Source organism: Paraburkholderia atlantica (assembly GCF_000092885.1).
GTDB classification, from domain to species: domain Bacteria; phylum Pseudomonadota; class Gammaproteobacteria; order Burkholderiales; family Burkholderiaceae; genus Paraburkholderia; species Paraburkholderia atlantica.
This window is the reverse complement of the sequence record NC_014117.1, coordinates 3,029,831-3,049,883: the sequence shown is the minus strand read 5'-3', so window position 1 is coordinate 3,049,883 and position 20,053 is coordinate 3,029,831. Positions and strand designations below refer to the sequence as shown.

15 protein-coding genes are annotated in these 20,053 nt (G+C 64.3%); 14 read left to right on the top strand and 1 reads right to left on the bottom strand.

Features of this window, described 5'->3' with window-relative positions:
• Window positions 1-64: 64 nt before the first annotated feature.
• Together BC1002_RS13700 and BC1002_RS13690 are read left to right on the top strand one after the other, a co-directional pair.
• Complete coding sequence (locus BC1002_RS13700) at window positions 65-2,143, top strand: molybdopterin-containing oxidoreductase family protein (protein WP_013090624.1); 2,079 nt, start codon at window positions 65-67, stop codon at window positions 2,141-2,143.
• A gap of 147 nt (window positions 2,144-2,290) precedes the next feature.
• Window positions 2,291-3,964 (top strand): long-chain fatty acid--CoA ligase, encoded by a 1,674-nt coding sequence (locus tag BC1002_RS13690; RefSeq protein WP_013090623.1) that lies wholly within the window; start codon window positions 2,291-2,293, stop codon window positions 3,962-3,964.
• Window positions 3,965-4,087: 123 nt separating this feature from the next.
• Here the strand turns inward: BC1002_RS13690 and BC1002_RS13685 are convergent, their stop codons facing one another.
• On the bottom strand, window positions 4,088-5,284 hold the full coding sequence (locus tag BC1002_RS13685) for a porin (RefSeq protein ID WP_013090622.1): 1,197 nt from the start codon (window positions 5,282-5,284) through the stop codon (window positions 4,088-4,090).
• 303 nt (window positions 5,285-5,587) lie between these two features.
• On the opposite strand from BC1002_RS13685, the gene coq7 reads away from it, so the two are divergent.
• The 12 genes from coq7 (at window position 5,588) to murC (ending at window position 20,052) form a co-directional block, all read left to right on the top strand.
• Window positions 5,588-6,226: a 2-polyprenyl-3-methyl-6-methoxy-1,4-benzoquinone monooxygenase gene (coq7, locus tag BC1002_RS13680; RefSeq protein ID WP_013090621.1), complete on the top strand. Its 639-nt coding sequence runs from the start codon at window positions 5,588-5,590 to the stop codon at window positions 6,224-6,226.
• 457 nt (window positions 6,227-6,683) lie between these two features.
• Window positions 6,684-7,112, top strand: coding sequence for a division/cell wall cluster transcriptional repressor MraZ (gene mraZ / locus BC1002_RS13675; protein ID WP_013090620.1), 429 nt, complete (start codon window positions 6,684-6,686; stop codon window positions 7,110-7,112).
• Window positions 7,113-7,127: 15 nt separating this feature from the next.
• Window positions 7,128-8,081, top strand: coding sequence for a 16S rRNA (cytosine(1402)-N(4))-methyltransferase RsmH (rsmH, locus tag BC1002_RS13670; protein WP_035492159.1), 954 nt, complete (start codon window positions 7,128-7,130; stop codon window positions 8,079-8,081).
• Window positions 8,078-8,428, top strand: coding sequence for a cell division protein FtsL (ftsL, locus tag BC1002_RS13665; RefSeq protein WP_013090618.1), 351 nt, complete (start codon window positions 8,078-8,080; stop codon window positions 8,426-8,428). The genes rsmH and ftsL overlap by 4 nt, the downstream gene beginning before the upstream one ends.
• On the top strand, window positions 8,425-10,290 hold the full coding sequence (locus tag BC1002_RS13660; RefSeq protein ID WP_013090617.1) for a peptidoglycan D,D-transpeptidase FtsI family protein: 1,866 nt from the start codon (window positions 8,425-8,427) through the stop codon (window positions 10,288-10,290). Before ftsL ends, BC1002_RS13660 begins: the two co-directional genes overlap by 4 nt.
• On the top strand, window positions 10,287-11,849 hold the full coding sequence (locus tag BC1002_RS13655) for a UDP-N-acetylmuramoyl-L-alanyl-D-glutamate--2,6-diaminopimelate ligase (RefSeq protein ID WP_013090616.1): 1,563 nt from the start codon (window positions 10,287-10,289) through the stop codon (window positions 11,847-11,849). The genes BC1002_RS13660 and BC1002_RS13655 overlap by 4 nt, the downstream gene beginning before the upstream one ends.
• A complete protein-coding gene (locus BC1002_RS13650; protein ID WP_013090615.1) occupies window positions 11,846-13,258 on the top strand; it encodes a UDP-N-acetylmuramoyl-tripeptide--D-alanyl-D-alanine ligase in 1,413 nt (470 codons plus the stop codon). Before BC1002_RS13655 ends, BC1002_RS13650 begins: the two co-directional genes overlap by 4 nt.
• Window positions 13,259-13,273: 15 nt before the next feature.
• Window positions 13,274-14,443, top strand: a complete 1,170-nt coding sequence (gene mraY, locus BC1002_RS13645; RefSeq protein WP_013090614.1) for a phospho-N-acetylmuramoyl-pentapeptide-transferase — start codon at window positions 13,274-13,276, stop codon at window positions 14,441-14,443.
• Between the two features lie 25 nt (window positions 14,444-14,468).
• Window positions 14,469-16,007: a UDP-N-acetylmuramoyl-L-alanine--D-glutamate ligase gene (gene murD / locus BC1002_RS13640; RefSeq protein ID WP_013090613.1), complete on the top strand. Its 1,539-nt coding sequence runs from the start codon at window positions 14,469-14,471 to the stop codon at window positions 16,005-16,007.
• A complete protein-coding gene (gene ftsW, locus BC1002_RS13635) occupies window positions 16,004-17,281 on the top strand; it encodes a putative lipid II flippase FtsW (RefSeq protein WP_013090612.1) in 1,278 nt (425 codons plus the stop codon). Before murD ends, ftsW begins: the two co-directional genes overlap by 4 nt.
• Window positions 17,282-17,527: 246 nt before the next feature.
• On the top strand, window positions 17,528-18,652 hold the full coding sequence (gene murG, locus BC1002_RS13630) for an undecaprenyldiphospho-muramoylpentapeptide beta-N-acetylglucosaminyltransferase (protein WP_013090610.1): 1,125 nt from the start codon (window positions 17,528-17,530) through the stop codon (window positions 18,650-18,652).
• The gene (gene murC / locus BC1002_RS13625) at window positions 18,649-20,052 is read left to right on the top strand and encodes a UDP-N-acetylmuramate--L-alanine ligase (protein ID WP_013090609.1); all 1,404 of its coding nucleotides are present in this window, start codon (window positions 18,649-18,651) and stop codon (window positions 20,050-20,052) included. Before murG ends, murC begins: the two co-directional genes overlap by 4 nt.
• The last annotated feature ends 1 nt before the right edge of the window (window position 20,053 follow it).

The following is a 20,053-nucleotide window of genomic DNA, read 5'->3' as shown; positions in this document are numbered from 1 at the left end:
GCCCATTGACGTAATAAAATTCCATATTGCCCGACCGCTTACTGCTCGCCAGGACACCTCGCCGATGAACGCCCCGACCGAATTCGCGCGCGCCGTATGCCCGCACGATTGCCCAGACACCTGCGCGATGCGCGTGACCGTCGACAACGGACGGGCGATCAAGGTCGCCGGCGATCCCGACCATCCGCCGACTCAGGGCGTGCTGTGCACGAAGGTCAGCCGCTACGCGGAGCGTGTATATCATTCGAACCGACTGACGACGCCGATGAAGCGTGTGGGCCGCAAGGGCGAGGGCCGCTTCGCGCCAATCAGTTGGGACGAAGCTTTCGACCTTGCCGCAAGCCGCCTCGGCGAAATTGCCCATCGCGCGCCGGAAGCGATTCTGCCTTACAGCTACGCGGGTACGATGGGCTTGGTGCAAGGCGATAGCATCGCGCAACGCTTTTTCCACAAGCTCGGCGCATCGCAGTTGGATCGAACGATTTGTGCGGCTGCCGGCGCAGCTGGCCTGAAATACACGTATGGCGCCGGCGTCGGTATGCACACCGAGTTTTTCGCCGAGAGCGAGGTGATCCTGATCTGGGGAGCCAACCCGATCGCATCGAATCTGCATTTCTGGACGCGTGCGCAGGAAGCCAAGCGTCGCGGCGCCCGGCTGATCGCAATCGACCCGTATCGCTCGCTGACCGCGGAGAAATGCCACCAGCACATCGCACTAAAGCCCGGAACCGACGGAGCTCTCGCGCTGGGCGTCATGAACCTGCTGATCAACGAGGACCTGCTCGACCACGAATACATCGCGGCGCACACGCTGGGCTTCGCTGACCTGAAGGAGCGGGCGCTCAGCTATCCACTGTCGCGCGTTAGTGAAATTTGTGGCGTTGAAGAACAGGAAATCGCTGATCTTGCGCGACTTTACGCCAGCACGAAGAAAGCCGCGATCCGCTTGAACTACGGTCTGCAGCGGGTGCGCGGCGGCGGCAATGCGGTGCGCGCGATCGCGTGTCTGCCGTCGCTGACCGGCGCATGGCGTGAGCGCGCGGGCGGGGCGCTGTTGTCGTCGAGCGGTTGGGCGCCGGTCGACTCGCACGCGTTGCAGCGTCCCGACCTGATGCCGGGCTGGCCATCGAAGCCGAGCCGCGTGATCAATATGAATGCGATCGGCGACGCGCTGCTGCATCCGGGCGACGCGACGTTCGGCCCCAAGGTCGAGGCGATCGTCGTCTACAACTCGAATCCGGTCGCGGTCGCGCCGGACTCAGAACGCGTCGCGGCCGGCTTTGCGCGCGAGGATCTGTTCACAATCGTACTCGAGCATTTCCAGACCGACACCGCGGATTACGCCGACCTGCTGCTGCCCGCCACGACCCAGCTCGAGCATCTCGACGTGCACAAGTCATACGGCCACACGCACGTGATGGTCAACCTGCCCGCCATCGCGCCGTTCGGCGACGCACGCCCGAATACCGAGATCTTCCGCGGCCTCGCGCGCCACATGGGCCTGACGGAACCGTCACTCTTCGACAGCGACGAAGCTGTCGCGCAAGCCGCATTTCGCTGGGAAGACAAGACGCTCGACGGTGTCGACTGGCCGATGCTGAAGCAAGCGGGCTGGGCTCGTCTCAATCTGCCCGACGCGCCATTTGCCGACGGCGGTTTTCGCACGCCGTCCGGCAAGTGCGAGTTCTACAGCGAGCGGCTTGCGCAACAGGGCCTCGACCCGCTGCCGGACTACCTGCCACCCTACGAATCCGCAGACGGTGCGCCCGAACTGGCGGCCCGCTATCCGCTCGCGATGATTTCACCTCCCGCGCGCAACTTCCTGAACAGCACCTTCGTGAACATCGAGAGTCTGCGCGCGACGGAAGGCGAACCGCATCTGGATATCCACCCTGCCGACGCACGCGCGCGCGGCATCGGCGACGGCGATCAGGTGCGCATCTTCAACGACCGCGGCTCGATGCAGGCGCGCGCGCGCGTGACGGACCGGGCGCGCGAAGGCCTCGTCGTCGGGTTATCGATCTGGTGGAAGAAGCTCGCGCCGGACGGCCGCAACGCCAATCAGTTGACGAGCCAGGCGCTCACCGATCTCGGCGGTTCCGCGACGTTTTACGACTGTCTCGTCGAAGTCGAGCCGGCCTGAAAGCCGCACCGCACCTTGAAGCCGATGGCAAGCCTCGCAAGTTCGAGGTTGCCGTCTAACCCCATCGCTTTGGCCATTGGCCGCAATATGCCCATGCTACGATGCGTTTTTAGCACGATCATTCGAAAATAATTCAGGAGACGCTGCATGGAGAAAATCTGGCTGAAATCTTATCCGCCCGGCGTTCCCGCAGAGATCGACCCGACACGCTATTCGTCGGTGGCCGAGTTGCTCGAGGAAGCCTTTCGCGAACACCGCGCGAAGCCGGCGTTCGTGTGCATGGGCAAGCAGATCAGCTACGGTGAACTCGACGAGCTTTCGCGCAATCTTGCGACGTGGCTGCAGTCGAAGGGGCTCGCGCGCGGCGCGCGTATCGCGATCATGATGCCGAACGTGCTGCAGTATCCGGTCGCAATTGCCGCGATTCTGCGCGCGGGCTATGTGGTTGTGAATGTGAATCCACTGTATACACCGCGCGAACTCGAACACCAATTGAAGGATAGCGGCGCTGAAGCGATCATCCTGCTCGAGAATTTCGCGGGGACCTTGCAGGCAATCGTGCGCAATACGCCGGTCAAGCACGTTCTCGTCGCGGCGATGGGCGACCTGATGGGCATCAAAGGCCCGCTCGTGAACTTCGTCGTGCGCAAGGTCAAGAAGATGGTGCCGGCGTGGAGCCTGCCCGGACACGTCAAGTTCAACGACGCGGTCTCGGAGGGCGCGCGCCAGACTTTCAAGCCGGTCAAGCAGGGGCCTGACGATATCGCATTTCTGCAATACACGGGCGGCACAACCGGCGTTGCCAAGGGCGCGACGCTGCTGCACCGGAACCTGATCGCGAACGTGCTGCAGTCGGAGGTCTGGCTCAATCCGGTGCGCGCAAACCGCACCGATATCGACCAATTCATCACGGTCGTCGCGCTGCCGCTGTATCACGTGTTCGCGCTGACCGTGTGCGGGCTGCTGACGATCCGCACAGGCGGTCTCGGCGTGCTGATTCCGAATCCGCGTGATATCGCCGGCATGATCAAGTCGCTCGAGGGTTATGCGATCACGACGATTCCCGCCGTCAATACGTTGTACAACGCGATGTTGAACAGCCCCGACTTCCACAAGCTCGACTTCTCGAAGCTGCTGACCGCGAACGCCGGCGGCATGGCGGTGCAGGAGGCGGTCGCGAAGCGCTGGTTCGAGCGGACGCGCACGCCGATCGTCGAAGGCTATGGGCTGTCGGAAACGTCGCCGTGCGTGACCTGCAACCCCGTCACCGTCACTGAATACAGCGGCACGATCGGCCTGCCGCTGCCGTCGACCGAGATCTCGATCCGCGACGACGCAGGCAACGAAGTGCCGCCCGGCCAGGCAGGCGAGATCTGCATCCGCGGCCCGCAGTTGATGGCGGGCTACTGGAACCGGCCCGACGAAACCGCAAAGGTGATGACGGCGGACGGCTTCTTCAAATCGGGCGACGTCGGCATCATGAGTGCGGACGGCTTCGTGAAGATTGTCGATCGCAAGAAGGACATGATTCTGGTGTCCGGCTTCAACGTGTATCCGAATGAAGTCGAGGACGTCGTCGCAAAGCTGCCGGGCGTGTTCGAAGTCGCGGCGGTCGGCGTGCCCGATCAGCATTCGGGCGAGGCCGTGAAGCTGTTCGTCGTCAAGAAGGATCCGTCGCTGACCGACGAACAGATCTTCGCGTACTGCAAAACGCAACTGACCGGCTACAAGCGACCGAAGGTCGTCGAATTCCGCACCGAGCTGCCGAAGAGCAACGTCGGCAAGATCCTGCGCCGTGAATTGCGCGACGGCAGGGCTTAAGCGAGCGAAGAACAGAAGCCCGGCGCACGAAAGTGCGCCGGGCTTTTTTTGTGCCACCAAAACCCGCGCATAAAAAAAGGCGCCCGAAGGCGCCTTTGAGACAAACTGCTTTTTTACGACTTATTAGAACTTGTGGCGGATACCAACGCGAGCCGTGAACTGGTTGTTGGTCGTCGAACCGGTCAGGCCGTTGATGGCGGCCGTTGCTGCGACCACTTGGCCCGCCGTGTTGACCGTGTCGCCCAGAGCGTGCTGGTACACGCCGACCAGGTACACGTCGGTACGCTTCGACAGGAAGTAGTCCACACCCAGGGCGCCCTGATGGTACTGAGCACGCGAGTTGCCTTCGATCTGCTCGCCGCGCGTGTAGTCGTACGCTGCGCCGACCAGCAGTGCCGGGGTCAACTGATACTTGAAGTTGATTTCGCCGTTGTTGAACGTTGCCTTCTGGCCGGCGAACGGCGACGCGAACGTCTTGCCGAGGTTGCCGAACTGGATGTTCGAGTACGTCAGGCCGATGGTTGCCGCGCCGAACGTGTATGCACCGCCCGCGCCGATGACCTGGTACGTGTTGGCCGATGCGAAGCCAGCGTAGATCGGGGTCGTGACTGCGAAGCTAGCCGCAGTAGTACCCGTGGCCGGGGTGTTCGTTGCGATCGTGCCGCCGTTGTTGAACAGGCCACCCGAAGCTGCCGGCGTACGGGCGTTCAGGTAACCAACGCCCAATGCCAGCGGACCATTGTTATAGCCAGCGCCCAACGACCAGATCTGGTTGTGCGAGAAGTCACCAGCGGTGCCGCCGAAGCTATACGTGCCGCCGAACGTCAGGCCGCTGTAGTTCGCGCTCGTGTACTTGATCGTGTTGTTCGTGCGATACGCGTTGTTGAAGTTGTCGATATCGCCCGGGTGAGCGGCGATGTAGCCGCCCCACTGATCACCGGATTCGAACGGACCCACGTAGTCGACGACGGAATCGTACTGACGACCCAGCGTGACCGTGCCGAAGTTGCTCGACAGACCGACATATGCCTGGCGACCGAACATCAGACCGCCTTGGCCGAGCTTGCCGTTGGTCAAGTCAAAGCCGTTTTCCAACACGAACAGCGCCTTCAGACCGCCGCCCAGATCTTCCGTGCCACGCAGGCCGAAACGCGAGCCTTGCAGGACGCCGCTGGACATGTCGTACTTGTGAAAGCCACCTGCGTTGGTATTCATGTTGATACCAACGTCAACGATGCCGTACAGGGTCACGCTGCTCTGCGCATGAGCGACGCCTGCGAATGCGCCCAGTGCTGCGAGAGCGAGAAGCGACTTTTTCATCGAATGATCTCCAAGGATTACGAATCTTTTGTTCAAGGCGAGATATTTAGTTAGTGCTGAGCCTTGCTTGTCCAACTTCGCGAGAAGTTGCCACGTAATGTAACAAAAGGCATACATGGGACAAAGAAAAAGGAGGCGCTCCGGACGGCCGCTGTTTCGTTTACGCAACATGGTCTAGAATCCGAAATTAACCGCTCATTTCATGCGGATTGATGCCTGTCGGACCGCGGGTTTCGCGTCGCAAGGCCTTGTCGCACGGACCTTCCGGAAAGATGCGGCGGTTGTCGAATCAGGGAGCGCTTTATGTTGCTGGACGAGTTGATTGGCGAGTTTGATCGGGGTTTACGCTCACTGACGGGGGTCTCGCGGATGACCCGTCCGCTGCCGCTGCCGCAGGCGTCCGCGGCGACGACCGAGGCGCCCGAACTCTCGCCCGCGGAGCGCGCGCATGCGGCTGGCTTGATGCGGGTGAACCACGTCGGCGAAGTGTGCGCGCAGGCGCTTTACCAGGCGCAGAAACTCGCCACCAACTCCCCGTCATTGCGAGCCATGTTCGATCATGCTGCGTCGGAAGAAGAAGATCATCTGGCGTGGACCGCCAAACGCCTCGAGGCGCTCGACTCGCGCCCGAGTCTGCTCAATCCTGTGTGGTACACCGGCGCACTCGCGATCGGTCTCGCCGCGGGACGTCTCGGCGATCGCGTGAGTCTTGGCTTCATGGCCGAGACGGAGCGCCAGGTCGAACAGCATCTCGACAGTCATCTCGATCAGCTTCCCGCCACGGACCATGAATCGCGCGCGATCGTCGAGCAGATGCGCGTCGATGAAGCGCAGCACGGCAAGGCCGCGATGGACGCGGGAGGCATCGAGTTGCCGTTTCCGGCGCGCGCGCTGATGCGCGCGATGTCGAAGGTGATGACGCGCACCGCCTATTACATATGAGCGTTGCGCCGGCCTTGCTTCGCCGACCGGAGCGCCGCACGTATCGCTTCGACCATCGCTGAACGCACTATTCGTAAGTGGGACGGCGCCGCACGCGCCGTTCGTCATCCGTCCCCGCGGCGCCGCCTTCTCCCTTTCAAAATCCCTTAACGATCTCTTTCATTCCGCGCTGTTTCCTCGCACTTTTCAAGTATCACCTTCACAAGTTGCACTAGCCCTTTCATTTATAACGGTTTTCCGTTTTATACGGGATGTGAAGGAGTCGCGCTAAGTCCTTGTTCTAACAAACAAAATCCGCCCGAAAAGCGGGCCGCTCCCTTGACCCGTGTTTAGCGTTACTCTAAAGTGGGAGACAGTGTGAGAAAGTGTATTTTTGTGTGTTCTCGACACCACTTTCAGGTAGATTTTCACGGACGGGGCGGGCGGCGCAAACAGCACCGCAATAGGGGAGAGCGAAGTGTTCCAAGGGGCGTCGGCGCTGACGCTCGATGCGAAAGGGCGGATGTCGATTCCCTCTCGTTATCGGGATGCGCTGCAAACACAGGCAGAGGGCCGGGTGACGATCACCAAGCACCCGGACGGCTGCCTGTTGCTCTTTCCGCGCCCCGAATGGGAAATCTTCCGTGACAAGGTCGACAAGCTGCCCATGAACGCGGCCTGGTGGAAACGCATTTTTCTCGGCAATGCAATGGATGTGGATATGGACGGCGCAGGCCGTGTGCTCGTGTCGCCGGAGTTGCGCGCGGCTGGCTCGCTGGAGAAAGAGGTGACGCTGCTCGGCATGGGCCGTCACTTCGAGCTGTGGGATGCACAGATTTACGCCGCGAAGGAACAGGCGGCGATCGCCGAGGGCATGCCCGACGCGTTGAAAGACTTCACGTTCTGATCGCGGCTTATTTATATGGCTTCTGCGATGAGAAACGAATTGCAGCATCGCACGGTGCTGTTAAACGAAGCGGTCGATGCGCTGGTCACGCGCGCCGACGGCACGTATGTGGACGGCACGTTCGGCCGTGGCGGCCATAGCCGCCTCGTACTTGAGCGGCTCGGTGAAGCGGGGCGGCTGATCGCGTTCGATAAAGATCCGCTCGCGATCGCGACGGCGCAGAAGATCGCCGACCCGCGCTTTGCCATCGTCCACGAGAGTTTTGCTTCACTGCGCGCCGCGATGGCGGAGCGCGGGGTAGGGCGTGTGTCGGGAGTGTTGCTGGATCTGGGCGTGTCGTCGCCGCAAGTCGACGATCCGGAGCGGGGCTTCAGCTTCCGCGCCGACGGCCCGCTCGACATGCGGATGGACCCGACGCGCGGCGAATCCGCGGCTGACTGGCTCGCGCGGGCTACGGTGCAGGAACTGACGGAGGTGATACGAGATTATGGGGAAGAACGGTTTGCTTTTCAGATTGCAAAGGCGCTTGTTGCTCGCCGGGCAGAGTCCGACCGTCTTGGGCCTCTCGTCAGCACGGGCGAGCTTGCCCAAATCGTGGCTAACGTCGTCAAAACCCGTGAGAAGGGCAAGGACCCGGCAACCCGCACCTTTCAGGCTATACGGATTCACGTCAATCAAGAGCTTGCGGAGCTGCAAGTCGTTCTAGAAGCAGCGTTGTCGTTGTTGGAGCAAGGGGGGCGGCTGGTGGTCATCAGCTTTCATTCGCTCGAGGACCGTATCGTCAAGCGATTCATGCAGGCGCACGCAAGTGCGCCGGCGGTCGATCGCCGCCTGCCGATCCGCGCGGTCGACCTGCCGAGCCCTCCGCTCAAGATCATCGGCCGCGTCTTTGCGAGCGACGCTGAAGTCGCCGACAACCCGCGCGCCCGTTCTGCCGTGATGCGCGTGGCGGAGCGGATCGCGCCATGAACCGCCTCAATATCTTCCTGCTGATCATCGTGATGGGCTGTGCCTTGTCGGTCGTCAACGCGACCAATCAGCAGCGTCAGATCTTTATCCAGCTGCAGCGCGCGCAGTCGCAGGAGCGTCAGCTGCAGCAGGACTATTCGCAGCTTCAATATCAGCAGAGCGCGCTGTCCAAAACCTCGCGCATCGAGCAACTCGCCACGGCCTCGCTGAAGATGCAATCGGCCACCACGGGCCGCACGCAGTACCTGACGCTCGCCCCGGGTGCCGCGACGGCGACCGACGCTCCCATTCCGACTTCCGCGCCTGCCTCGGCGCCGGTCGCGACCCGTCGCGGAGCCACGCGATGAAAAAATCGTCGGCCCGCAAGAGCGTTGCGTTTTCGGCCAACCCGATTCTGTCGGTGCGCCTGCCGATGTGGCGCTCGAAGCTCGTCGTGTTCCTGCTGTTCATGGCGTTCGTCGCGCTCGCCGCGCGCGCGTTCTGGATTCAGGGGCCGGGTAATGCGTTCTATCTGAAGCAAGGCGAAATCCGCTATCAGCGCCGCATCGACATGCCGGCCACGCGCGGCAAGATTCTCGACCGCAACGGCCTCGTGCTTGCCACGAGTCTGCCGGTGCGCGCCATCTGGGCGATTCCCGAATCGGTGCCGGACGACCTCGGCGCCGACAAGCTCGACGCGCTCGGCAAACTGCTCGGCATGACCACGAAGGAACTGCGCTCGAAGCTGTCGGAAGACAAAACCTTCGTCTACGTGAAGCGCCAGGTGCCGGTCGACGTCGCCGAAAAAGTCGCGGCGCTCGACATCCCCGGCATTTACTCGCGCGCCGAGTACAAGCGCTTCTATCCGGAAGGCGAGATCACCGCTCACCTGATCGGCTTCACCAACGTCGAGGACGAGGGCCAGGAAGGCGTCGAGCTCGGCGACCAGAAGCTGCTCGCGGGCACATCGGGTAGCCGTCGCGTGATCAAGGACCGGATGGGCCACATCATCGAGGACGTCGACGAGCAGGTCGTGCCGCACAACGGCAAGGACGTCGATCTGTCGATCGACAGCAAGATCCAGTACATCGCCTATACGAACCTGAAGGCGGCCGTCGAGAAATTCAAGGCGAAGGCCGGCGCGGCGGTGGTGATCGACGTGCGCACCGGCGAAGTGCTCGCGCTCGTCAACTACCCGACCTACAACCCGAACGACCGCTCGCACCTGACCGGCGAGCAGCTACGCAACCGCATCCTGACCGACACGTTCGAGCCGGGCTCGATCATGAAGCCGTTCACGGTGTCGCTCGCACTCGATCTGCACCGGGTGACGCCGACTACACTGGTAGATACGGGCAACGGTCACTTCGTACTCGACGGCGCGCCGATCACCGACGACAGCGGCTTCGGCGTGCTGACGGTCGGCGGCGTGATCCAGAAGTCGAGCAACATCGGCGCGACCAAGATCGCGATGCAACTGCGGCCCGAAGAAATGTGGAACATGTATACCAGCATCGGTCTCGGCCAGGCGCCGAAGGTCGGTTTTCCGGGCGCGGCGGCGGGCCGTCTGCGTCCGTGGAAGAGCTGGCGCCGCATCGAGCAGGCGACGATGTCGTACGGCTACGGCCTGTCGGCGTCGCTGTTCCAGCTCGGCCGCGCGTACACCGCGATCGCGCACGACGGCCAGATCATGCCGGTGACGATTTTCCATGCGCCGGGTGACCAGCCGGCCACCGGTCCGCAGATCTTTTCGCCGACCACCGCACGTGCAGTGCGCGCGATGCTCGAAACCGTCGTGTCGGCGCAAGGCACGTCGCCGGATGCGGCGGTGCCCGGCTATCGCGTCGGTGGCAAGAGCGGTACCGCGTACAAGCATGGGCCGCACGGCTATGACCACTCGAAATATCGCGCGTCGTTCGTCGGCATGGCGCCGATGCCGAATCCGCGCATCGTCGTCGCCGTGTCGGTCGACGAGCCGACGGCGGGTAGCCACTTCGGCGGCCAGGTGTCGGGGCCGGTGTTCTCGGGCATCGTCGGCGATACGCTGCGCGCCCTGAACGTGCCGCCCGACATGCCCGTCAAGCAGATGGTCGTGTCCGACGATTCGGCGCCGCCCGCGCCCGGCACTCCGTCCGCGCCGTCCGGGGCGAAGAAGCTGTCGACGAACCCCGGCGTGAAGAAAATGACCATTTCCGCCAACCAGAAAACCCATCCAGGAGTCGAGCGATGAGCGCGCTGCGCGAGCAACATCCAGCGCACCGGCAGATCGCCGACGCCCTCAGCTGGCTGCACGCGCACGTGCAGCCAGACGCGCATCTGCACGCCGATACGCGCTCGCTAGCAGCGGGCGACGCGTTCTTCGCGTACGCGGTCGATGGTGCGGACAACCGCGCATTCATCGATGCGGCGATCGAGCGCGGCGCGGCCGCCGTGCTCGTGCAACCCGAAGGCTTCACCGGCAAGCTCGACGCGTCCGTCACGCATGCGGTGCCGGCATTGAACGAACTCGCCGGCACGATCGCGAGCGCGTGGTATCGCGATCCGAGCGACGCGATGCTCGCGGTCGGCATCACCGGCACGAACGGCAAGACGTCGTGCAGCCAGTGGGTTGCCGCGGCGCTGTCCGCGCGCGGCACGCGCTGTGCGATCGTCGGCACGCTCGGCACCGGCTTCGTTGGCCAGCTCGTGCACACCGGCTTCACGACGCCCGACGCGCCACAATTGCAGCGCAGCCTCGCGCAATTGCGTGACGCCGGCGCGCAGGCGGTGGCGATGGAAGTGTCGTCGCATGCGCTGCATCAAGGGCGCGTGAACGGCACCGCTTTCGACATCGCCGTGTTCACGAATCTGACGCAGGACCATCTCGACTATCACGGCACGTTCGAGGCCTACGAAACCGCCAAGGCGCGTCTGTTCGCATGGCCCGAACTGCGCGCGGCCGTGATCAATCGCGACGATGCCGCCGGCCGGCGTTTGCTCGCGAGCACGCGTGGTCACGCGCGCACGATCGCCTATGGCATCGAGGGCGAGCATGGCGACGCCGACGCCAAGGGCGCACACCAAGCCGACGCGTGGCTCGCTGCATCGAACGTGCGTGCCACCGCGACCGGCACCGCGTTCCATCTGAGCACTTCGGACTGGGGCAACGCCGATGTCGAAGTGCAGACGCTCGGCCTGTTCAACGTCAGCAATCTGCTCGCGGTGCTCGGCGTGCTGCTCGCCGCCGACGTGCCGTTCGGCGCGGCGCTCGCCGAGCTCGCAAAGCTGGAGCCGGTGAACGGCCGCATGCAGCGTCTGGGCGGCCGCCTGCAAAACGACGAGCCGCTCGTCGTGATCGATTACGCGCACACACCCGACGCGCTCGAAAAAACGCTCGAGGCACTGCGCCCGATCGCAACCGCGCGCGGCGGCGAACTCGTCTGCATGTTCGGCTGCGGCGGCGACCGCGATGCGACCAAGCGTCCGCTGATGGGCGCGATCGCCGAGCGGTTGGCGGACAACGTCGTCGTGACGAGCGACAACCCGCGCAGCGAAGATCCGCTCTCGATCATCGAGCAGATTGCCGCGGGCATGCAGGATGCGTCGAAGGCGCGCCGCGTCGAGGACCGCGCGAGCGCGATCCTGCAGGCGATCCGCGGCGCCGCGCGCGAAGACGTGATCGTGCTGGCCGGCAAGGGGCACGAAGCCACACAGGAAATCATGGGCAAGAAACGCGCTTTCTCCGATCAGGACCACGCCCGCCTCGCGCTCGCCGCGCGGGCCACACAAACTCGCGGAGGTGGCGAATGACGATGTTCTCGCTACGTGCAGCCGCCGCGCAGATCCCCGGCGCGAGCGTCACCGGCGACGACAGCGTGCGCTTCGAACGCGTGTCGACCGACAGCCGCAGCGCCGGCCCCGGCGATCTGTTCATCGCGATCAAGGGCGATCGATTCGACGCGCACGACTTCTTGCCGCAAGTCGCCGAGCGCAACGTCGCGGCCGTGCTGGTCGCGCGCACGCCGGAGAACTGGAGCGTGCCAGCGATTCGCGTCGCCGATACGCGCGAAGCGCTCGGCGCACTCGCGCGCGGCTGGCGTCGTCAGTTCGACCTTCCGCTCGTCGCGGTCACCGGCAGCAACGGCAAGACCACCGTCAAGGAGATGATCGCGTCGATTTTCGCGGCCGCGGTCGGCGCGGATGCGCGTCTCGCCACCGCCGGCAATTTCAATAACGACATCGGCCTGCCGCTCACGCTGTTCCGTCTGCATGCCGCGCATCGGCTCGCGGTGGTCGAACTCGGCATGAACCATCCGGGCGAAACCGAACAGCTCGCGAAGCTCGCCGAGCCGACGGTCGCGGTCGTCAACAATGCGCAGCGCGAGCACCAGGAATTCATGGCGACCGTCGAAGCGGTCGCGCTCGAACACGCGAGCGTGATTCACGCGCTGTCGCCGGAAGGCACGGCAGTGTTCCCCGCCGACGACGCGTACGCGAGCATCTGGCGTGTCGCCGCCACCGGCAATCGCATCATCGACTTCGCGCTGAACAATGCGGAGCGCACCACCGAAGCCGCGGTGCAGGGCACGTTCGACGGCAAGCGCTTGAGCATCGACACGCCGCAAGGCCGTCTCGACGTGACGCTGCAGGTGCTCGGCAATCACAACGCGCACAACGCGCTCGCGGCGACTTCGGCCGCGTTGGCCGCGGGTGTATCGCTCGACGCGATCCAGCGCGGTCTCGAATCGTTCGGCGCGGTGAAGGGCCGTCTACAAGTCAAGCAGGCCGCGCTCGGCTCGCTCGCGGGCGCAACCGTGATCGACGACACCTACAACGCGAATCCCGATTCGATGCGCGCCGCGATCGACGTGCTCGCGTCGCGTGAATCGCCGCGTGTGCTCGTGATGGGCGACATGGGCGAAGTCGGCGACAACGGCCCGGTGTTTCACCGCGAAATCGGCGCGTATGCAAAAGAGCGCGGTGTCGACGCGCTGTATGCGATGGGCGACGCCTCGCGCGACGCCTGCACCGCGTACGGCGCGGGCGCGCACCACGTCGCCGATGTCGGCGCGCTGGTCGCGCAACTGCAGCAGGCCGGTTTCGGCGCTGCCGCAACGCTTCTCGTGAAAGGCTCGCGCTTCATGCAAATGGAGCGCGTGGTGGACGCCGTTACGAGTCCACAACCCAACGCCGCGGGCTCGACGCCCGCCGCACATTAAAAGAAGGATCCAGGCATGCTACTGGCGCTGGCGCAATGGCTGCAGAATGACGCAAGCTTCTTGCGCGTGTTCAGTTATCTGACGTTTCGCGCGGTGATGGCGACCATCACCGCGTTGTTGATCGGGCTCGTCTGCGGCCCGGCGGTCATTCGCAAGCTGACCGCGATGAAGGTCGGCCAGGCCGTTCGCAAGGACGGCCCGCAAACTCACCTCGTCAAATCGGGCACGCCGACGATGGGCGGCGTGCTGATCCTGCTCGGCATCGGCGTGGCCACGCTGCTGTGGGCGGATCTGACCAACCGCTTCATCTGGATCGTGATGCTCGTCACGTTCGGCTTCGGCGTGATCGGCTGGGTCGACGATTACCGCAAGGTCGTCTACAAGGACCCGCGCGGCATGTCATCGCGCGAGAAGTATTTCTGGCAATCGGTGATCGGGCTGTTCGCGGCGGTTTATCTCGCGTTCAGCGTGTCCGAGGCGAGCAACGTGCGAGTGTTCGACCTGTTCATGGCGTGGGTGCGCAGCGGCCTGTCGATGGGCCTGCCCGCACGCGCCGACCTGTTGCTGCCGTTTTTCAAGTCGATCACTTATCCGCTCGGCGTGTGGGGCTTCATCGTGTTGACGTATCTGGTGATCGTCGGCGCGAGCAACGCGGTGAATCTGACCGACGGCCTCGACGGCCTCGTGATCATGCCGGTCGTGCTGGTCGGCGGGTCGCTCGGCGTGTTCGCGTACGTGATGGGCAGCTCGGTCTACTCGAAATACCTGCTGTTTCCGCACATTCCCGGCGCGGGCGAATTGCTGATTTTCTGTTCGGCGATGGGCGGCGCGGGGCTTGCGTTCCTGTGGTTCAACACGCACCCGGCGCAGATGTTCATGGGCGACGTCGGCGCGCTCGCACTCGGCGGCGCGCTCGGCGCGGTCGCGGTGATCGTGCGTCAGGAAATCGTGCTGTTCATCATGGGTGGCATTTTTGTTGCGGAAACGCTGTCGGTCATGCTGCAGGTCACGTGGTTCAAATACACGAAGCGCCGTTACGGCGAAGGGCGGCGGTTCTTCAAGATGGCGCCGCTGCATCACCATTTCGAATTGTCGGGCTGGAAGGAAACCCAGGTGGTCGTGCGGTTCTGGATCATCACGTTGATGTTGTGCCTATTCGGTTTGTCCACTCTCAAATTGCGTTAAGCAGCAGTATTTAAGGAAGCAGGCGATGTTCGGCGAGAAGTTTCGGGATCGGCAAAAGCCGATGGTGCTCGTGCTGGGACTGGGTGAATCCGGTCTCGCGATGGCGCGCTGGTGCGCCAGGCACGGCTGTCGGCTGCGCGTGGCGGATACGCGCGAAGTGCCGCCGAACCTGTCCGCGCTCGAAGCGCATGGTGTCGATGCCGATTTCGTCGGCGGTCCGTTTTCGCCGGTACTGCTCGAAGGCGTCGAGCTGGTTGCGATCAGCCCGGGGCTGTCGCCGCTGGCCGCCGATCTGCTGCCGCTGATCACGGCGGCACGCGAGCGCGGCATTCCGGTGTGGGGCGAACTCGAGCTGTTCTCGCAGGCGCTGCGCACGCTCGGCGAGTCCGGCTACGCGCCGAAGGTGATCGCGATCACCGGCACGAACGGCAAGACCACGACCACGAGCCTGACCGGCCTGCTGTGCGAACGCGCGGGCAAGAAGGTCGCGGTGGCGGGCAACATCAGCCCGTCGCTACTAGACAAGCTGTCCGAAGCGATCGACCAGACCGCGCTGCCCGACGTGTGGGTGCTCGAACTGTCGAGCTTCCAGCTGGAGACCTCGCATACATTTACGCCGGACGCGGCCGCCGTGCTGAACATCACGCAGGATCACCTGGACTGGCACGGCGGACTCGATGCGTACGCGGCCGCGAAGGGCCGCATCTTCGGGACACGAACGGTGCGCGTGCTGAATCGCGACGACGCCCGTGTGATGTCGCTCGCGCCCACCAGCGGCGAGGCGGAGGTCATCACGTTTGGCGTGACCGAGCCGAAGAACGACGGCGACTACGGCCTGTTTCGCGACGACGGCATGGTGTGGCTCGTCGAAGCACAAGATCGTGATGCGACCGATGAATCCCCCAGGGGGACTTCCTTCGGGGCGCCCACGCCGAAGCGCCGTCGCAAGAACGAAGCAGCCGCAACGCCCGACATCGCGCTGAAGCGTCTAATGCCCGCCGACGCGCTGCGCATCCGCGGCCTGCACAACGCCGCGAACGCGTTGGCCGCATACGCGCTCGCACGCGCGATCGGCCTGCCCGGTGCGCCGCTGCTGCACGGCTTGCGCGAATACCGCGGTGAACCGCATCGTGTGGAGCTGATTGCGTCGATCGACGGCATCGACTATGTGGACGACAGCAAGGGCACCAACGTCGGCGCGACGGTCGCCGCGCTCGACGGTCTCGCCCAGCGTGTCGTGCTGATCGCGGGCGGCGATGGCAAGGGCCAGGAATTCGAGCCGCTCGCCGCCCCGGTGATGCGCTGGTGCCGCGCGGTGATGCTGATCGGCCGCGACGCGCCGCAGATTCGCGCGGCGCTCGAACATTGCGGCGTCGCGATGACCGATCACGCGACGCTCGAAGAAGCGACGCGCGCGGCCACCGCAATCGCGCAGCCCGGCGACGCGGTGCTGCTGTCGCCCGCGTGCGCGAGCTTCGACATGTTCAAGGGATACGCACACCGTGCGGCGGTATTCCGCAGCACGGTCGAAGATATCGCGGCCGAGCGGGGGACGATGATATGAGCTGGTCGGAACGTTTCGGCTCGCGCGAAGCCGCCGGCGGCAACGGCGCCGCCGCAGGTACGTCTTCCCGCACGTCGACCCGCACGGGCGGCAGCGGTCTCGCGAGCGCGGTCAACGGCGCGCGGCCGCTGCGCTCGCGCATGCTCGACTACGACCACTCGCTGCTGTGGGTCGTCGTCGCGCTGCTCGGACTCGGCATCGTGATGGTGTACTCGGCGTCGATCGCGATGCCCGATTCGCCGAAGTACGCGTCGTATCGCGACTGGGCGTTCCTCGTGCGCCAGATCGTCTTCGTGCTGATGGGCTCGGCGGTCGGCATCGTATCGTTCCGCATTCCGATTTCGACGTGGGACAAGTACGCGCCGAAGCTCTTCCTGATCTCGCTCGTCGCGCTCGTGATCGTGTTGATTCCGCACGTCGGCAAGGGCGTGAACGGCGCGCGCCGCTGGATTCCGCTCGGCATCACGAACATGCAGCCGTCGGAAATCATGAAGCTCGCGGTGACGATCTACGCGGCGAACTACACGGTGCGCAAGCAGGAATACATGCACAGCTTCGCCAAGGGCTTTTTGCCGATGGCGGTCGCGGTCGGTCTGGTCGGCGCGCTGCTGCTGCTCGAACCGGACATGGGCGCGTTCATGGTGATCGCGGCGACCGCGATGGGCGTGCTGTTCCTCGGCGGCGTGAACGGCAAGCTGTTCGGCGGCCTCGTCGCGACCGCGGTGGGCACGTTCACGTTGCTGGTTTGGGCGTCGCCTTGGCGTCGTGAGCGGATCTTCGCGTACCTCGATCCGTGGGACGATCGCTACGCGCAGGGCAAGGCGTATCAGCTGACGCACTCGCTGATCGCGTTCGGACGCGGTGAATGGTTCGGCGTTGGTCTCGGCGGCAGCGTCGAGAAGCTCAACTATCTGCCCGAAGCGCATACCGACTTCATTCTCGCGGTGATCGGCGAGGAGCTCGGTTTCGTCGGCGTGCTCGTCGTGATCCTGATGTTCTACTGGATCGTGCGCCGCTCGTTCGAGATCGGCCGTCAGGCGCTCGCGCTCGATCGCACGTTCGCAGGTCTGGTCGCGAAGGGCGTCGGCATCTGGTTCGGCGCGCAGACCTTCATCAACATGGGCGTGAACCTCGGTCTTCTGCCGACCAAGGGCCTCACGTTGCCGCTCGTCAGCTACGGCGGATCGGGCATTTTGCTGAACTGTGTGGCGATCGCCGTGCTGATGCGGGTGGATTATGAAAATCGTGTGTTGATGCGTGGGGGGAAGGTATGACCCCCACGCAGCAACACACGATTTCGGCGCAGGCTAACTTCGTGCGCAACGCGCGCGAAGTTAAGCGCAGCGGCCGGAGCCAAAACGAATCGTCATTTTTGTTGATGCGTGGGGGGAAGGTATGACCCCCACGCAGCAACACACGATTTCGGCGCAGGCTAACTTCGTGCGCAACGCGCGCGAAGTTAAGCGCAGCGGCCGGAGCCAAAACGAATCGTCATTTTTGTTGATGCGTGGGGGCAAGGTATGACGGCTCTGCCACAACGCACGCTGATGGTGATGGCCGGCGGCACCGGGGGACACGTGTTCCCGGGACTCGCGGTCGCGCATCTGATGCAGGCATGGGGCTGGAAAGTCGTCTGGCTCGGCAACCCCGCGGGCATGGAAGCGACGCTCGTACCGAAGCACGGCATCCCGATGGAGTACGTCCGCTTCGGCGGCGTGCGCGGCAAAGGTCTGAAGACCAAGCTGATGCTGCCGGTGAACCTGTTGCGCGCATGCGCGCAGAGCTTGAGCGTGCTGCGCCGTGTGAAGCCCGACGTCGTGCTCGGCATGGGCGGCTACATCACGTTCCCGGCCGGGCTGATGACCACGCTGAGCGGCTGCCCGCTCGTGCTGCACGAACAGAATTCGATCGCGGGTCTCGCGAACAAGGTGCTCGCGAAGCTCGCGAAACGCGTGCTGGTGGCGTTTCCGAATGCGCTGCCGCATGGCGAATGGACCGGCAATCCGATTCGTGAGGAACTTGCGCGCGCGAATGCACCCAAAGCACGCTACGCGCAGCGTAACGGTCCGCTGAACGTGCTCGTGGTGGGCGGCAGTCTCGGCGCCGCCGCGTTGAACGAAGTCGTGCCGCGCGCGGTCGCGCTGTTAGCGCCCAATGAAAGGCCGCGCATTGTGCATCAGGCGGGCGCGAAGCATATCGACGCACTGCGCGAGAACTACGCGGCCGCGGGCTTGCAGGCAGGCGCGGACGTGTCGCTGGTGCCGTTCATCGACGACATGACGAGCGCCTATGCGCAGGCCGATCTGGTGATCTGCCGCTCGGGCGCGATGACGGTGTCGGAGATATCGGCGGTCGGCGTCGCGGCGCTGTTCGTGCCGTTCCCGTACGCGGTCGACGACCACCAGACCACTAATGCAGCGTTCCTCGCCGATAACGGCGCGGCGCTGGTCGTGCAACAACGCGATCTGTCGGCGGAAAAGCTCGCCGACTGGTTGCGCAGCCAGACGCGGGAAAGCCTCGCGGAAATGGCGGAGCGTTCGCGCTCGCTCGCGAAACCGGATGCCACCGAACAGGTCGCGCAGATCTGCGCGACGGTGGCGGGTGCGGGTTCGATGGCGGGCGTGAGCCCAGAAGGAAAGCAATGAAACACATCGTCAAACACATTCATTTCGTCGGCATCGGCGGCGTCGGCATGAGCGGCATCGCCGAAGTGCTCGTCAATCTCGGCTATCAGGTGAGCGGCTCGGACCTGTCGGGCAACGCGGTCACCGAGCGGCTCGCCGGGCTCGGCGCGCGCATTTCGATCGGGCACGCAGCGGAGAACATCGAAGGCGCGAACGCGGTGGTGGTGTCGACCGCGGTGCGCAGCGACAACCCGGAAGTGCTGGCCGCGCGTCATCGCCGCATTCCGATCGTGCCGCGCGCGGTGATGCTCGCGGAGCTGATGCGGCTGAAGCAGGGCATCGCGATCGCCGGCACGCACGGCAAGACCACCACCACGTCGCTGGTCGCGAGCGTGCTCGCAGCGGGCGGGCTCGATCCGACCTTCGTGATCGGCGGACGGCTGATCAGCGCGGGCGCGAATGCGCGTCTGGGCACCGGCGACTTCATCGTCGCCGAGGCGGACGAATCGGACGCCTCGTTCCTGAACCTGTTCCCGGTGATCGAAGTCATCACGAACATCGACGCCGATCATATGGATACCTATGGTCACGACTTCGCGCGTCTGAAGCAGGCGTTCATCGAATTCACGCACCGTCTGCCGTTCTATGGCATCGCGGTGCTGTGCGTCGACGATCCGAACGTGAAGGAGATCCTGCCGTTCGTGTCGAAGCCGATCATCCGCTACGGTTTAGCGGCCGATGCACAGGTGCGCGCGGTCAACGTCGAAGCGCGCGAAGGTCGCATGCATTTCACCGTGATGCGCGAAGACGCGGCGCCGCTCGACGTCACGTTGAACCTGCCGGGCGAGCACAACGTGCAGAACGCATTGGCCGCAATTGCAATTGCGACTGAACTTGAGGTGAAAGATGCCGATATCCAGCGAGCGCTCGCGGATTTCAACGGCGTCGGCCGACGCTTCCAGCGTTACGGCGAAGTACCGGTCGTCAGCGACGGCCAGGCCGCGGGCTCCTACACGCTGGTGGACGACTACGGTCACCACCCGGTCGAAATGGCCGCCACGGTGGCGGCGGCGCGCGGCGCATTTCCGGGCCGGCGCCTGGTGCTGGCGTTCCAGCCGCACCGCTTCACGCGCACGCGTGATTGCTTCGAGGATTTCGTGAAGGTGCTGTCGACCGTCGACGCGCTCGTGCTGACCGAAGTCTATGCGGCCGGCGAAGCGCCGATCGTCGCCGCGGACGGCCGCGCGTTGGCGCGCGCGCTGCGTGTCGCCGGCAAGGTCGAGCCGGTGTTCGTCGATACGGTCGATGAAGTGCCGGACGCGCTCTCTACGGTGGTGCGCGACGGTGATGTGGTGATTACGATGGGCGCGGGTTCGATCGGCGGTGTGCCGGGTCGCCTCGCTCAGGAACTGAAGGTGTGAG

Bases quoted from the DNA above. Each gene is read 5' to 3' on its own strand.
- murD (WP_013090613.1), top strand. From the start codon at position 14,469: ATGTTCGGCGAGAAGTTTCGGGATCGGCAAAAGCCGATGGTGCTCGTG.
- ftsL (WP_013090618.1), top strand. From the start codon at position 8,078: ATGAACCGCCTCAATATCTTCCTGCTGATCATCGTGATGGGCTGTGCC.
- BC1002_RS13700 (WP_013090624.1), top strand. From the start codon at position 65: ATGAACGCCCCGACCGAATTCGCGCGCGCCGTATGCCCGCACGATTGC.
- BC1002_RS13685 (WP_013090622.1), bottom strand. From the start codon at position 5,284: ATGAAAAAGTCGCTTCTCGCTCTCGCAGCACTGGGCGCATTCGCAGGC.
- coq7 (WP_013090621.1), top strand. From the start codon at position 5,588: ATGTTGCTGGACGAGTTGATTGGCGAGTTTGATCGGGGTTTACGCTCA.
- murC (WP_013090609.1), top strand. From the start codon at position 18,649: ATGAAACACATCGTCAAACACATTCATTTCGTCGGCATCGGCGGCGTC.
- BC1002_RS13690 (WP_013090623.1), top strand. From the start codon at position 2,291: ATGGAGAAAATCTGGCTGAAATCTTATCCGCCCGGCGTTCCCGCAGAG.
- mraY (WP_013090614.1), top strand. From the start codon at position 13,274: ATGCTACTGGCGCTGGCGCAATGGCTGCAGAATGACGCAAGCTTCTTG.
- murG (WP_013090610.1), top strand. From the start codon at position 17,528: ATGACGGCTCTGCCACAACGCACGCTGATGGTGATGGCCGGCGGCACC.
- rsmH (WP_035492159.1), top strand. From the start codon at position 7,128: ATGGCTTCTGCGATGAGAAACGAATTGCAGCATCGCACGGTGCTGTTA.
- BC1002_RS13655 (WP_013090616.1), top strand. From the start codon at position 10,287: ATGAGCGCGCTGCGCGAGCAACATCCAGCGCACCGGCAGATCGCCGAC.
- BC1002_RS13660 (WP_013090617.1), top strand. From the start codon at position 8,425: ATGAAAAAATCGTCGGCCCGCAAGAGCGTTGCGTTTTCGGCCAACCCG.
- ftsW (WP_013090612.1), top strand. From the start codon at position 16,004: ATGAGCTGGTCGGAACGTTTCGGCTCGCGCGAAGCCGCCGGCGGCAAC.
- BC1002_RS13650 (WP_013090615.1), top strand. From the start codon at position 11,846: ATGACGATGTTCTCGCTACGTGCAGCCGCCGCGCAGATCCCCGGCGCG.